14 protein-coding genes are annotated in these 13,335 nt (G+C 63.8%); 2 read left to right on the top strand and 12 right to left on the bottom strand.

What is annotated here, in order from left to right; all coding sequences use genetic code 11:
• Positions 1-8: 8 nt before the first annotated feature.
• From P5W99_RS03970 to P5W99_RS03915, 12 genes are all read right to left on the bottom strand, one after another.
• Entirely contained in the window at positions 9-437 is a 429-nt protein-coding gene (locus tag P5W99_RS03970; protein WP_421044264.1) for a TadE/TadG family type IV pilus assembly protein, read from the bottom strand.
• Positions 438-568: 131 nt separating this feature from the next.
• The gene (locus tag P5W99_RS03965) at positions 569-1,528 is read right to left on the bottom strand and encodes a type II secretion system F family protein (protein WP_434661950.1); all 960 of its coding nucleotides are present in this window, start codon (positions 1,526-1,528) and stop codon (positions 569-571) included.
• A 46-nt stretch (positions 1,529-1,574) separates the two neighbouring features.
• The gene (locus P5W99_RS03960; RefSeq protein ID WP_434661948.1) at positions 1,575-2,552 is read right to left on the bottom strand and encodes a type II secretion system F family protein; all 978 of its coding nucleotides are present in this window, start codon (positions 2,550-2,552) and stop codon (positions 1,575-1,577) included.
• Positions 2,553-2,583: 31 nt separating this feature from the next.
• Positions 2,584-3,993 (bottom strand): CpaF family protein, encoded by a 1,410-nt coding sequence (locus tag P5W99_RS03955; RefSeq protein ID WP_434661946.1) that lies wholly within the window; start codon positions 3,991-3,993, stop codon positions 2,584-2,586.
• Between the two features lie 12 nt (positions 3,994-4,005).
• Positions 4,006-5,214, bottom strand: a complete 1,209-nt coding sequence (locus P5W99_RS03950) for an AAA family ATPase (protein WP_434661945.1) — start codon at positions 5,212-5,214, stop codon at positions 4,006-4,008.
• A 53-nt stretch (positions 5,215-5,267) separates the two neighbouring features.
• Positions 5,268-5,561 carry a hypothetical protein gene (locus P5W99_RS03945; protein WP_434661944.1) on the bottom strand — a complete coding sequence of 98 codons (294 nt, stop codon included), beginning with the start codon at positions 5,559-5,561 and terminating at the stop codon, positions 5,268-5,270.
• Positions 5,562-5,582: 21 nt separating this feature from the next.
• Positions 5,583-7,430, bottom strand: coding sequence for a type II and III secretion system protein family protein (locus tag P5W99_RS03940; RefSeq protein WP_434661942.1), 1,848 nt, complete (start codon positions 7,428-7,430; stop codon positions 5,583-5,585).
• Between the two features lie 105 nt (positions 7,431-7,535).
• On the bottom strand, positions 7,536-8,369 hold the full coding sequence (gene cpaB / locus P5W99_RS03935; RefSeq protein WP_434661941.1) for a Flp pilus assembly protein CpaB: 834 nt from the start codon (positions 8,367-8,369) through the stop codon (positions 7,536-7,538).
• A gap of 101 nt (positions 8,370-8,470) precedes the next feature.
• Positions 8,471-9,031 carry an A24 family peptidase gene (locus tag P5W99_RS03930; RefSeq protein ID WP_434661939.1) on the bottom strand — a complete coding sequence of 187 codons (561 nt, stop codon included), beginning with the start codon at positions 9,029-9,031 and terminating at the stop codon, positions 8,471-8,473.
• 25 nt (positions 9,032-9,056) lie between these two features.
• On the bottom strand, positions 9,057-9,227 hold the full coding sequence (locus P5W99_RS03925; protein WP_421044273.1) for a Flp family type IVb pilin: 171 nt from the start codon (positions 9,225-9,227) through the stop codon (positions 9,057-9,059).
• 362 nt (positions 9,228-9,589) lie between these two features.
• A complete protein-coding gene (locus tag P5W99_RS03920; protein WP_421044274.1) occupies positions 9,590-9,760 on the bottom strand; it encodes a Flp family type IVb pilin in 171 nt (56 codons plus the stop codon).
• Positions 9,761-10,123: 363 nt separating this feature from the next.
• A complete protein-coding gene (locus P5W99_RS03915; protein ID WP_434661938.1) occupies positions 10,124-10,294 on the bottom strand; it encodes a Flp family type IVb pilin in 171 nt (56 codons plus the stop codon).
• 597 nt (positions 10,295-10,891) lie between these two features.
• On the opposite strand from P5W99_RS03915, the gene P5W99_RS03910 reads away from it, so the two are divergent.
• Together P5W99_RS03910 and P5W99_RS03905 are read left to right on the top strand one after the other, a co-directional pair.
• Positions 10,892-12,049: a glycosyltransferase family 87 protein gene (locus P5W99_RS03910; protein WP_434661936.1), complete on the top strand. Its 1,158-nt coding sequence runs from the start codon at positions 10,892-10,894 to the stop codon at positions 12,047-12,049.
• Between the two features lie 8 nt (positions 12,050-12,057).
• Positions 12,058-13,329: a glycosyltransferase family 87 protein gene (locus P5W99_RS03905; protein ID WP_434661935.1), complete on the top strand. Its 1,272-nt coding sequence runs from the start codon at positions 12,058-12,060 to the stop codon at positions 13,327-13,329.
• Positions 13,330-13,335: the final 6 nt, after the last annotated feature.

Genomic DNA, 13,335 nt, shown 5'->3' with positions numbered 1-13,335 from the left:
CGTCCCCTTTATTCGTTATTCATGACAGTGGTGGCGGTCAGCGTAATCGGCCCCGTGATGGGGGCCACCATCCGTCCCAAAGCCAGCCCGCTGTACTGATAGGAGACGGTCACCGTAAGCGGTTGACCGAACGTGCCGCCGGTGCCAGACGTGGTGACCACCGGCGTATTTTGCGAGCCGAACGTCAGCAGGTAGTTCGAGGTGTAGTTCGTCACGACGTTCTGCACGTCGGTCGAGGTGGCCTTCGGACTCTTCAGCACGATTCCGGCGCGCGCGCCCTCCCGGCTGGCGTTGGTAAGGACCGCTTTGTCATACAGGAACAAGCCCATTTCGATGATGCCGAACACCAGCAGCAGCAGTACCGGCAGCACGACGGCGAACTCGACCATGGCCACCCCGCGCTGCGCGCGCCACAGGCGCCCGCGCACGGGGCTCACTGCCCCCCTTCTTCCTCTTGCCGCGCGTAACGGAAGGCGTAGCGCGCCGGTCTTTGCTGGTTCCATAGGTCCCCCGATCAAATCGCCCATACCGGGCCAGGTCCTGCGACATCGTCCGTTACCGCCGCCGGTTAGCCGCCCATTGCCGGAAGCATGGTCCGGTAGATATGCAGCATCGCCGGCCCCATCAGCACCACCAGCAGCGCGGGAAAGATGCAGAACATCAGCGGAAACAGCAGCTTGAGCGCGATTTTCGCGGCCTTTTCCTCGGCAAGCATGCGACGGCGCGTGCGCAGCGTGTCCGAGAGCACGCGCAGCGAATCGCCAATGCTCGTGCCGAAACGCTCCGCCTGGATGAGCATCGTGCTGAACGAATCGACATCGTCCACGCCCGTGCGCAGGGCAAAGTTGCGCAGCGCTTTTTCCTTCGCATACCCCGAGCGCATTTCCAGCAGCGTAAGCTCCATCTCGCTCGCGACCACTTCGCTGCGCAATTTGATCTCTTCCGCGACGCGCATCAGCGCAGCATCGAGGCCGAGCCCCGCTTCGACGCAGACGGTCAACAGATCGATTGCGTCGGGGAAGTCCTCGAAAATCACCCGCTTGCGGCGCGCCACAGCGCGCCCGAGGACGAAGGCCGGCAGGTAGTAGCCGAAGCTCACGAGACTCACGAGGACCACCGCGAAGCTCGTGACCGAACTCGCCCCCCCGCCGCCGAGCATCCACATGGCCGCCATGGTGGGCAAGAGCAGCGCCAGCACCGTGCGGGTCCCAAAGTAGGTCGCAACGGCACCCGGCGTACGCCAGCCGGCGTTCATCAACCGCACGCGCAACGCCGAAACCTCCCAGCCCTCCTTGGGCGCCGAGAGCTTCGAAAGCGGCTCCGTGACGTGCACGAGCTTTTCGTACCAGGGCTCGTCTCCACCGTCCGGCTGGGCACTGGGAGCAGGCGCGCCGCCCCCGCCCGCCTGTTCGATGCGCCTGCGCATGGTTCGGGGCGCGAAGAGATACATGGCGCCCAAACTCAGGCCGAACACACCGGCAAAGAGACAGACCAGCAACATCAACCGCGTCGTATCGAGCGCTAACATGGCTCCCCCTTTTTCGAATTTCCTGCTGGCGCGAAGCCTGACGTTTTCAGACGTGAATGCGCACGATGCGGCGCACCCATATGGTGCCGATCACCATCAGCACCGAAACGCCTTCGAGCAGCATCACGCCTGTCGGGTCCTTCCACAGCACCTCGAGAAAATCCGGATTGAGGAAGGCAATGGCTCCTGCCGTAAAGACCGGCAGCAGACACAGCACCCGCGCCGAGAGCACCCCTTCCGCGGCGAGCACGCGCACCTTGTCGAACAGCTTGAAGCGCTCGCGCACGAGGCTCGCAATGCTGTCCAGCAGCTCTGCCAGGTTGCCGCCGGTCTCGCGCTGGATCAGCACGGCGATGACGAAGTAACGCAGGTCCCCCACCGGCACGCGCTGCGCAAGGCCCAACAACGCGTCGTTGAGCGAGACGCCATAGTTGATCTCGTCGAACGTGACGCGAAACTCGGCGCCCATGGGGTCGGCGAACTCGGTGCCGACCATGTCGATGGCCCCCGTGAACGCATGACCCGAGCGCAGTGCGCGCGCGAGCATGTCGCAGGCATCGGGCAACTGCTTTTGAAAGCGCAGCAACCGCTTTGCGCGTCGACGGCTCACGTACAGCAACGGAAGCAGCGCGGAGGCGCACGCGGCCGCCGCCAGCATCGCAAACGGCACGCGAACGAAGAGCCCCACGACGAGCACGAAAACCGGCATCACCGCACAGAGCGCGATGAGGCGCGTTGCGGTCCAGGAGATGCCCGACTGTTGCACCCATGCCTCGAACGAGCGGATCTTCGGCACGAGCAGCAAGGCGCGTCCGAAAAGTGTCGACCCATCGAGCCGCCGCGCCTTGAGGATGGACATCGTCTCCTTGCGTCCCGTGCCCCCCGTGGCCACGGCCTCGAGGCGCGCTTCGAGACGGCGCGCGACGGCGCCATGCCGGCTGTTCCACCATTCCCACGCGCCTTGGGCTGCGAGCACTACCGCCACGAAGAGCAGCAGGATCGCCAGAAAGAAAGTTGTGCTCATGCCACGCTCCCCCGCAAGAACGTCGAGAACATCAAGCCGTTTCGAACCGGCGGCCCGGTTCGAAAATCTGGTCCGGCACGTTCACGCCAAACGCAGCAAAGCGCTCGCAGAACTTCGGACGCACGCCGGTCGCGCAAAAGTAGCCGCGCACGTTGCCGTTCGAATCCATGCCGGTGCGCTTGAACGTGAAGATTTCCTGCATGTTGACGATGTCGCCTTCCATGCCGGTCAGCTCCGAAATGCTCATGATCTTGCGGCGGCCGTCGGTGAGGCGCGCGGCCTGCACGACCACCGAAATTGCCGACGAGATCTGGTGGCGCATCGTGCGCGGCGGCAACGACAGGCCGCCCAGGCTGATCATGTTTTCGAGCCGCGTGAGCGCGTCGCGCGGCGTGTTGGCGTGGATCGTCGCAAGCGACCCTTCGTGGCCGGTGTTCATGGCGTTGAGCATGTCGAGCGCTTCCGCGCCGCGCACTTCGCCAAGGATGATGCGGTCCGGGCGCATACGCAGCGCATTGCGCACGAGCGCGCGCTGGGTGATCTCGCCGCGACCCTCGATGTTCGGCGGGCGCGTTTCGAGCCGCAGCACGTGATCCTGGCGCAGTTGAAGTTCGGCCGCATCCTCGATCGTGACAATGCGCTCGTCGTTCGGAATGAAGCCTGAGAGCACGTTGAGCAGCGTCGTCTTGCCGCTGCCCGTGCCGCCCGACACGAGAATGTTGACCTTGGCCCGCGCAAGCCCCTCCAGCACCTGGGCCATGGGCGGCGTAAGCGTCTGCAGCTCGATCAGATCCGAGACCTGCAGCGGCGAGACCGCGAACCGCCGGATCGAGACGAGCGGCCCGTCCACGGCCGAAGGCGGAATGATGGCGTTCACGCGCGAGCCGTCGGGCAGGCGCGCGTCCACCATCGGGCTCGACTCGTCGATGCGCCGTCCCACGCGCGAGACGATCTTCTCGATCACCTTCATGAGGTGAGCGTCATCGTAAAAGTTGACGTCGGTGAGCTCGAGCTTGCCACGGCGCTCCACGAACGTCTGGCGCCACGTGTTCACGAGAATGTCCGAGACCGTGGGGTCGCGCAGCAGCGGCTCAAGCGGACCGAATCCGAACATCTCGTCATACACGTCGATGGCGAGCTGCCTGCGTTCGATGTCGTTCGCCAGCGCCTTCTGATCTTCAAGTATGCGGCCAACCAGCGCACCGATCTCGCTGCGGATCTGCTCCTGAGGCATGCGCGAGAGACGCTCGAGCTCGACGCGTTCGAGCACCGCCTGGTGGATTTCGTACTTCAGCTTCTGATACGCCTCGGTTTTCACCCTGGCAGGCGCGGAAGCTGCGGCTGTAGCGCCGATACCGGCGCCGGCGCTGACGCCGGTATCGGCACGCTCGACGATCGTCGGCTCGAAGCGCTGCGCAAAGATTTGCTCGCGAAGAGACATGTTTTTTCTCCTTTACATCAAGCCGAGTTTGGCCGGCGCCTGACGACCGATCAGGCGTGCGAACAACGAGTCGCCTTTGCCGCGCGATGCCGTGTCCGTGGCATTCGAGGCCGCCACACTGGTCGCCAGCGCGCGCAGGCTGCGCGTCACCGCGCTGCCGGGCGCCACCACGGAAATCGGCAAACCTTGGTTGACCGCTTCGGATACGGCACGCGCATCGTCCGGAATGACCTGGAACGGCTTGACGCCAAGCACGCTTTCGGCGGCCTCGCGCACACGCTCGCCGTGTTTGGTCTGGCGGTTGAGCAGCACACGAATCCGTTCAGGCCCATAGCCGAGTGATTGCAGGATCTCCTGCAGACGGCGGCCTGCCCGGAAGTGCGGCATGCTCGCCTGCAAGACGATATGGATCTCGTCACTGCGGTCCAGTGCAAGCATGGAAAGCGGATTGATGGTCTGCCCGAGATCGAGGACCACGCAGTCGTAACGCGGCATCGCGACACCAAGCACCCATTCGAGCCGGTCCTGACGCATTTCGCTCGCCTTGATCGGGTCGCCCGCGCCAGCCAGGATGTCGAAGTTGCCGGCGACATGGATCACGCTCGCATCGAAGAACGCCACGTCCATGCGGTCCACTTCCGCGCACAACTGGGGCAGCGTCGAGGGCGGCGTCTGCTCCGTCACGAGGAACGCGGCGTCCGCGTAGAGTTGGTTCAGATCGATCAGCAGCACGCGCTGGTTCTGCGTCTGCGAGACGATGTGTGCCACGTTCGCCGCGATGAAGCTCGTCCCGACGCCGCCCTTGCACGACATGTACGACACGATGCGCGTCGAGCGAGCATTGCCCTGCGCGCGCTGACCGATCGCGCGCTGCAGCGCATCGCCTATCGCCACGGGGTCCAGCGGCCCCGTGATCACGTCCCGGAAACCCGCGCGCATCGCCGCAATGAGCGCGTCCGGTGACGCCTCGGGAATCAGCAGCATGCACAGGAGCCGGTCGCGACGGCGGCACAGCTCCGTCACGGAAGGCAGCTGCGCCTCCTGCAATCCCCTCGCATCGACGATCAGGACATCGAATGCGTCGAGCGTGTCGCCACGCTCGACGAGATCGAACGGCGTGCCAACGGTACGCGTCGTGCGGTAGGGACCGCATCCCGCGATCACGCGCATGATCTGCGCGAGCCGCTCGGTGTCCGTGGAAGTAATGAGTATGTCGATCATGATCGTATGCCCCGGGTTGGTTTCGTTCTCCTGCCTGTCGTGCGTGCCCCGGCTTATTGCCCCGAGCTCACGCCAATCGTGTAGGGCGACGCGGACACCGGCGGCTGCGTAAAGGACTTGTCGTAGCGGTCCATCGCCGCCGCGGCGGCCTTGCCGTCCACTCCCGGCTGCGAGCTGACGTGCATGGCCGCGTCCGGGTCGATGATCTGCGCTTGCACCGAGTGGTGCAGCGCTTCGCCGAAATGCGCTTCCCAGATGGGCGAGCTGGTCATGCAACCGCCGAGCGCAACGCCAAGCGGCGCGATCAGCAGAGCCCGGCGAAAGAATGCAAAAGTATCGAGTTTCATGCTGGTCTCCTGATCGCCGGGTCAATGAACGACGGTTTGGTTCGACGCGATACGCGCGGCTTCCTGCTCGATGCGCTGCGCACGCGCTGCGTTGTCGTCGCCCGCTGACGGCGCGAGAGACTGCACGCTCACCTGCTGTGTGGCGACCGGCTGTGTAACCGTTTCCTCAGGTGCCGGCCCGGAGGACGCCGGCGCCTCGCGCCGCGAAGAGACCTGCGGTGCGGGCAGCGCCGCGGGCGCGGCCGGCGCCGGCGCAGGTGCGGCTGGCGCAGCCGGCGTGGCCTGAGTGCCCGCGGGTGCCGCAGGTGCCGCCGGTGCAAAGCGTCCCTCGTTGCGCTTGGCACGGCCTTCCATGTTGCCCGTCGCGTACACGTCGGCCTCAAGGGGCTCCGAGAAGCTGTCCGTGGGCATCTGAAGTTGCGCGATACTCTTCACGGGCTTCACGAGGTGCGGCGTAATGATGAAGATCAGCTCCGAGCGGTCGTGCTGGAACGAGGTGCTGCGCATCAGCGCGCCCAGCACCGGAATTTCACCGAGGCCAGGCACGGCCTTGAGCGAGCCCGTAATGTTGTTGTTGATCAGCCCGCCGATCGCGAACGACTCGCCATCGGCCATCTGGACCGTGGTGGACGCGCGCCGCGTCGTAATGAGCGGCAGGATGCTTACGCCGCTCACGTTCGACGCGCTCAACGTGACGCCCGTGGGCGACAGCTCCGAGACCTCCGGCGCCACCTTCAGGTTGATGCGGCCGTTGCTAAGCACCGTCGGCGTAAACTTGAGCCCCACGCCGAACTCCTCCTGCTGCAGGGTGATCGCCGTGGCCGAAGTGCCGCCGCCGCTTTGCGGCACGGGGATGAAAATCTTGCCGCCGGCGAGGAAAGTGGCTTCCTGACCGCTGATGGTGACAAGGTTCGGCTCCGCGAGGATCTTCACGAGGTTGTCGGTCTTCTGCGCATCCACGGCGAGGTTGAACGGCCTGTTATTCGCCTTGGAGGCCAGGAATGCGCTCGAGACGCCCGCGAGGAGATTGCTCACGAGCGCGCCTGTCCACGACCCGAAGCCGCCCTGGATATTGATTGCCGAGCCCAGCTGATCGATCAGGGTCTTGTCGACTTCGGCGACCTTCACTTCGAGCATGACCTGCTGCGGCGCGTCGACGCTCATCATGTTGATCACGCCGCCCGACTTCGATCCGTTGCCGCCGCTCACGCCGAACACCCGGGCGATTTCCATGACCTGCTGCGCCGCCTGTGCGCTCGACACATGACCGGCGAGCACGATGTTGTCGGCAGCCGTGGAAACCCGGATATCGCGCTCTTGCGGCATGAGTTGCGCGAGCGCGGTCTGGAGACCGCCCGCGTCGGCGCTGACGATCACGTCGATCACCTGGCACGCACCGCTCTTGCCCTGGATGATCATGTTGGTGGTCCCGACCGACTGGCCAACCAGGTAGAGCGTCTGCGGCGAAACCATGGTCGCCTGCGCGATCTCCGGATTGCCGATCGTGCGATTTCGCACCGGCTCGTCGATCGGCACAAGCGTCGACTTGCCAAGCGGCACGACCACGTTGCTCTCGCCACGAATGGCCCCGACGCAGCTCGGTCCGTGCAGCGGTCCCGCCACGGCCTTGGGCGCGGCGTTGGCGCCCTGCGCAGGTCCCATGCTGATGGTCATCTGCACGGGGCCCTTGCCCATCGGCACCTGGGCAGTCGAAGCGGACTTCTCCTGCGCCCCGTTCCCGGCCTGCTCCTGCGCCCAGCCAGGCGTCGCGTTCATCAACCCCGCGCACACCCAGGCCAGCGTCGCGACGCGCCACGTGCCGATGTCCTTGCGGGCCCCCGTGGACCCCACCTTTACTTTGGTATCCATATCGTTATACCCCGTGTTTTACCAGCGTTCTTGTAGCGGCTTCGCCGCTATTGCAACCTGTCCCGGGTGGTCAACGCCGGGATTGGACGGCCGCTCTGCGGTGCTTCAGAAACACTCCTGACTACCCGTGACGCCCGACAGAACGCCGATGCAATCACGCTTGACCTGCGCATGGGCCACGTACTTCACCCGCACCGGACGTGCCTCGGGCGCTGACGCCGGCAGCGGCGCGGCCTGCCCCAGCAGCGTCTGCTTGGTCACACCGTCCGTGACGAGCTTTTTGTCGTCCACCTGGTTGCGCAGGACGAGTGAGAGCGTCCCCACGCTTCGCGCCAGATCGAGTTTCTCCGCCTGCTCGGGCGTCACCTCGAGGGTCACGGCGTTCACGACCTTCGGCGCGGTGTCGTCGCGGTTGACCTGCTGCGCGACGGCGAGCACCAGGATCTTTTCGAGCACGATCTTCGAGATGCTCTGGTCCTGCGAGTCAGTCTTTTTCTGCGGCTCCTGGGTGTTGACGATCACGTCGACGTAGTTACCCGGCAACGCAAAGCCGGCTACGCCCACCACGTCGTTCACGCGCACCGTAATCGCTCGACGCCCCTCGCCAATCACTGCGGACAGACCGCCTTTCGTGCCCACGGGCGCCAGCTTCGAAGCGAGCACCGGTTCACCACGCGCGAGGCTCGCGCGCACGACCCGGCCGTCAAGGTCCTTCGGCACACTGAATGTTCCGGGTGGGAGGCTGTCCTTGGGCCAGTTGACCGTCCGGATCATCGTTTCATTGATTGGCTGACCGAGATTGATGTCGTCGGATGCGACGGCAACGGGTACCGTGGCCCCCGAGGACGTCTGAAGCAACCATTTGGAAGCGAACACCACTGCGGCCAAGCCGGCCAACAGGGCAATCGCGAGCATGGCAAGCGCGCGGCCGTTTTTCATGACAACCCCCATATGCTTTCGAGAAAATTCGATCTCTTTCGAGCCCCGTCAAGTCGCCGCCGGGGCACGTTACCGCCAGACACTGCGCTGCGGCCAGCGCTTTAATGCACCATGGCAAACAGCGCCGCTACCGTACCCGCGCCGATCGCCACACCATAGGGAATCGACCCGACCGACTCCCGCGTCACCTGCGCGCCAGGCGGCACCCCCGGCACGCGCATGAACCGGCCGGACCCTGCGAGCAACGCCGCGACGTTTCCGATCAGCCGGACCAATCGCCCTCGCATCAAGGCGACCCCGAGTGACCACACCCCACCGATAATGAAGGTGTTCACAGCGATATCGACTGTTGCAGCCGCCCCCAGCCAGGCGCCCAGCATCATCAGCAACTTGACGTCGCCGGCAGCCATGCCCCGCAGCAGGTAGAACGGCAGCAACAGCGCGAACCCGGTCGCCGCGCCGCTCAGCCAGATCGCGCTGCCCGAGAGCGCTCCGTGCAGCGCGATCTGGACCGCGAGCGCTGACACAAGCCCCAGCATGATCAGCCGGTTCGGAATCCGGCGGCTGACGAGGTCCGTGCTGGCAGCGAGTATCACCAGCGCGATCACGCACAGCGGAACGGGTTGCGGCGGCAAGGAAACCGAAAGCAATGTGAAATCCATTTGTCCGCTCCCCGGCCAGGTTCTTTTAGACTGCCGCGGCAATGTCGGAGAACACGTTCTGGAGCACCGAACCGATGGTCGCGATGCTGGCGATCAGCAGGACCGTGATCAGGCCCGCCAGAATCCCGTACTCCAGAGCCGTAATACCCTCTTCGTCGCGAATGAAGCCCTTTGCCTGGGCGATGATCCTTTGCATTTCGATCTCCCTGAAAGTGAACTGCTGAGCCCCGTTCCCTGTGGGTTTGAGGGCTGGTTGGACTACCTCGCTGTGGGCAGCTCAGCAGTCGCGTTCGCACTTTGTACCCGTCCGAAACCAATAACTTTGTGCGATCGGCAACACCTGAAGTCATTTCCTGAAACTGCCCTTCAATCGCAAAACCCTATTCGGAAAGCTTTGTGGCGCGGGCCCTGACTCATGACACACGACGCGGTTGCCGGGACGCATGGTCTCCCGACGTTTCCGGATCCGGTCTCGAGTATTTCCAGTTACAAAGGCCCGCTTCCGGTGAAACTGGGCGAGTGTGGCGCGCGCGGCAAACCCACTCGCCCGTGCGTCGGTTAGACCGCTGCGGCAACGTCGGAGAACACGTTCTTGAGCACCGAGCCGATCGTTGCGATGCTGGCGATCAGCAAGATGGTGATCAGACCGGCGAGGATCCCGTACTCGAGAGCCGTAATGCCGTCTTCGTCACGAACAAAGTTCTTTGCCTGAGCGATGATGTTTTGCATTTTTGATCTCCAAATGGATGTGTACATCGTTAACCCCCGTTCCATGTGGTTTTGAGGGTGATGGGACTACGTCACTCAACCTGGCGGACTAGTCTCGGGTGCAGTTTTACGCGACTCAAATTAATAGCTTTGTGCGATCGACCACGCCTGAAACCATTTCCCGCCTCTGCTCTTGATTGCAAAACCGCATTCGGAAATGCTTCACATCGCGAACCCGCTTCATGGCACACGACGCTGCTCGAAGGACGCCCGGCTTCCAGACGTTTCCGAATGCGGTCTCGAGCAGTTCCAGCTTCAACGTCCGTTTGTTGTGAAAGTGTGCGAGTGCGGCGCGCGTTGCCAGCCCACCCGCAAACGCGTTCGCTAGACGGCCGAGGCGATGTCGGAGAACACGTTCTTGAGCACTGAGCCGATCGTTGCGATGCTGGCGATCAGCAGGACCGTGATCAGGCCTGCCAGGATGCCGTACTCGAGGGCCGTAATGCCGTTTTCATCACGAACAAAGTTCTTTGCGTGGGCGACGATCTTGTTCATTTTGATCTCCGAATGGATGTGAACATGGTGAACCCCCGTTCCATGTGGTTTTGAGGGCAGGTGGGACTACGTCACTGGCTCGCGCCGTAGCCTCAGGCGCAGTTCTACGCGACCCAAACCGATACATGTGTGCGCTCGGACACACCCGCAACAACGACGCGTACGCCGGCGCTCATATTCGGTACTTTTGACCTTCGACATGTGGGGCACCTCGCTTAACGAACGCGCCGCGCCCTCTCATCTCCCGCTCGCAACCGGTCGCGCGCGCACGCAACTTCGGCCCGCAAGTCGAAATAAGCGACCCGGACCTTCAGCACGGTCGATCCGTTCCCGCCAGTGTTCGCTCCCGAACGCTGGCGACGCACTCTGTGTTGCTCCGAAAACGCCCTGCTCACCATAATCCCGCAACACGCCAGGACTGCCATGCATCGCACCACTGGCGAGTACGGGGCAAAAAAAACGGCGGCGGCGCCGCCAATCCGAAAAATTCAGCGGGGGCTGAAAAAAATGCGACCACTAGAGTGGAATGCCACACGTTCGCACTCGATAGCGTGCTCCTGGCTTTCTCGGGAACGGCTCATTGTTTACAGCACTGCCATGCTCGTCATGGGCGTCGGCTTCGTGGTGCTGTGGGCGGTGGTGACTCGCGGCTTTTCCGACACAGGCGGATGGAGCCCAGGCTCCGATCTGCGCGTGTTCTGGTCGGCCAGCCACGCGGTCCTTCACGGCCAGGCCGCCACGGTCTTCGACTACTCGGCGTTCTCCCGAATCGTGATCGCAGCAACGGGCGGCCTGCCCAAGAGCGCGTTTGTCCCCTGGCTCTATCCCCCCACGTTTCTGCTATTCATCACGCCACTCGCGCTGTTGCCGCTTCCGCTTGCCTACTTTGCCTTCCTTGCCGCGAGCGCTTCTGCGTATGTCTGCGCAACCGTTCGTGTTTCCGGGCTCGCACAGGGCACGCTCGGCATCGCGACGGCCCGCTATATCGTGCTCGCCATGCCCTGTGTATTGGTGTGCGCCATCTTCGGGCAGAACGGTTTGATTACGGCAGCGCTGGCCGCGCTCGCCATCGCATCGATCGAGCGGCGTCCCGTGATCGCCGGAATTTGCATCGGACTGCTGGCGATCAAGCCGCAGCTGGGCATCTTGTTCCCACTCGTTCTGGTCGCGGCACGGGCGTGGAAGGTGTTCGGATACGCCGCCGTGACGGCCGTGCTCCTTGCTCTTGCAAGCGTGATGCTTTGCGGGCCGGCTTCGCCTCGGCTGTTTGCCGGGAACGTCGGAATGGCACGCGAGCTTCTGCTCGAGCACGACGTCCGTTTCTGGCTCGCTTCTCCGTCCGTGTTCGCTTCGCTCCGGCTCATGGACGCATCGCTGTTCGTGGCGAGACTCGCGCAAGCAGTCGTTGCCGTCATCGCCATCTGCAGCGCATGGAAGGTCTGGCGCACGACGCGCGACACCGCCATGCGCGCGGCCGCGCTCGCGACTGCCACGCTGATTGTCAACCCCTATGTCTGGCACTACGACCTGACGTGGTTCGGACTGGCATGCGCCAGTCTGCTCGCGACCGGATTGCGTCGCGGATGGCTGGCCGGCGAACAGCCCGTGCTGCTCCTCGCCTGGCTCCTTCCCGCATACGAGTTCTTCAATCAGGTTCTCAGACTGCCGCAAGTCGGCCCGGTCATTCTGTTGCTCATGCTGCTCGTGGTGCTGCGCCGCGCGCGCATCGAACGCACCCATTCCATTACGCGCTAGGCCACTCAATGAACCAGACGACCCTCCGTGAACTGACCGGCACCGCCAAGGCGGCGCCCGCTCAGTCTCCCGACAGCAGCACGCACCGCTCGCACTGGTTGAGCGGGCAACGCCTGTGGATCTATCCGCTTGCCGCACTCATCTACTACCTTGGGGTTGCGCTTGCGTACCTGTATCACCTGGTGTGGCTGAAGGATCCACAGATGAGCGTGCTCGCCGTGGACTGCCTGCCGTTCTGGAGCGCCTCGCATCTTGCCCTGCAGGGACATGCGGCGGATGCCTATAACCTCAGTATCCTGACGCCCATCGAGGAGCATGTGGCCGGCCGCCCCGTCGGCGTCCTCCCCTGGCTCTACCCGCCGACATTTCTGCTGTTCGTCTATCCGCTGGCGCTGCTGCCGTTCACACTTTCGGCTCCCATCTTCCTGTTCGGCACGCTCGCCCTGTTCGTCAAGGTGACCACGACGATCGTGCCCCACCCGCGCACCGCACTCATCGCGATTGCCTTCCCGGGTTCAGCGCTCGTGCTGACGTCCGGCCAAAACGGATTGCTTACCGCATCGCTGGTGGGGCTCGGTCTGGTGCTGCTGCGCCGCCGCCCGATACTCGCCGGCCTGTGCTTTGCACTCGTTGCCATGAAGCCGCAACTTGCTGTGCTGATTCCGCTTGCGCTGCTCGCTTCGCGCTCGTGGCGCGCACTGGGCGCGATGGTCGCAGGCGTGGCAATTTCAATGGCGCTCGCGTTACTGGCGTTCGGCAGTGAAACGTTCGTCGCGTTCCTTCACAACGTGGCGCTCGCCAACAGCTACGTAGAAACCGGACGGGCACTGCTGTTTCGAGTGCCCACGTTGTTCGCAGCATTCAAGCTGCTCCATGCGCCAACCGCCCTCGCCGCTGCCGCGCAAGCCCTGTCTGTCGTTTGCGCCGCCTCGGCCGTCTGCTATGCATGGGGCCGCCCGAGCGCCTTCGGTCTGCGCGCTGCGGTACTCGTGTGCGCCAGCTTGATGGTGAGCCCGTACCTCTACGATTACGACCTCGCATGGTATGGAATCCTCATCGCATGGATGATCGCGCACGCTAAAGAACACGGTTTCCAGAGCGGACAACGTGAATGGCTGGCCGTACTCTGGCTCGCGCCCATCGCCGGACTCACGCTCGTGTCGAATCTACACGTCCCGTTCACCCCACTCATCTCAATTGCCACGCTCTGGATGCTGGTCGCGCAGATTGCGCGCGAGCGCAACACGCAGGCCATCGCCACTACCGCGAACTCGTTGTAACAAGGG

The sequence above is a fragment of the Paraburkholderia sp. A3BS-1L genome (assembly GCF_051125215.1).
Classification (GTDB): domain Bacteria; phylum Pseudomonadota; class Gammaproteobacteria; order Burkholderiales; family Burkholderiaceae; genus Paraburkholderia.
Note: the sequence above shows the minus strand (reverse complement) of the source record. Positions and strands in the feature narration are given on the sequence as shown.

Bases quoted from the DNA above. Each gene is read 5' to 3' on its own strand.
- P5W99_RS03920 (WP_421044274.1), bottom strand. From the start codon at position 9,760: ATGCAAAACATCATCGCTCAGGCAAAGAACTTTGTTCGTGACGAAGAC.
- P5W99_RS03945 (WP_434661944.1), bottom strand. From the start codon at position 5,561: ATGAAACTCGATACTTTTGCATTCTTTCGCCGGGCTCTGCTGATCGCG.
- P5W99_RS03955 (WP_434661946.1), bottom strand. From the start codon at position 3,993: ATGTCTCTTCGCGAGCAAATCTTTGCGCAGCGCTTCGAGCCGACGATC.
- P5W99_RS03915 (WP_434661938.1), bottom strand. From the start codon at position 10,294: ATGAACAAGATCGTCGCCCACGCAAAGAACTTTGTTCGTGATGAAAAC.
- cpaB (WP_434661941.1), bottom strand. From the start codon at position 8,369: ATGAAAAACGGCCGCGCGCTTGCCATGCTCGCGATTGCCCTGTTGGCC.
- P5W99_RS03950 (WP_434661945.1), bottom strand. From the start codon at position 5,214: ATGATCGACATACTCATTACTTCCACGGACACCGAGCGGCTCGCGCAG.
- P5W99_RS03910 (WP_434661936.1), top strand. From the start codon at position 10,892: ATGCTCGTCATGGGCGTCGGCTTCGTGGTGCTGTGGGCGGTGGTGACT.
- P5W99_RS03925 (WP_421044273.1), bottom strand. From the start codon at position 9,227: ATGCAAAGGATCATCGCCCAGGCAAAGGGCTTCATTCGCGACGAAGAG.
- P5W99_RS03940 (WP_434661942.1), bottom strand. From the start codon at position 7,430: ATGGATACCAAAGTAAAGGTGGGGTCCACGGGGGCCCGCAAGGACATC.
- P5W99_RS03965 (WP_434661950.1), bottom strand. From the start codon at position 1,528: ATGTTAGCGCTCGATACGACGCGGTTGATGTTGCTGGTCTGTCTCTTT.
- P5W99_RS03930 (WP_434661939.1), bottom strand. From the start codon at position 9,031: ATGGATTTCACATTGCTTTCGGTTTCCTTGCCGCCGCAACCCGTTCCG.
- P5W99_RS03905 (WP_434661935.1), top strand. From the start codon at position 12,058: ATGAACCAGACGACCCTCCGTGAACTGACCGGCACCGCCAAGGCGGCG.
- P5W99_RS03960 (WP_434661948.1), bottom strand. From the start codon at position 2,552: ATGAGCACAACTTTCTTTCTGGCGATCCTGCTGCTCTTCGTGGCGGTA.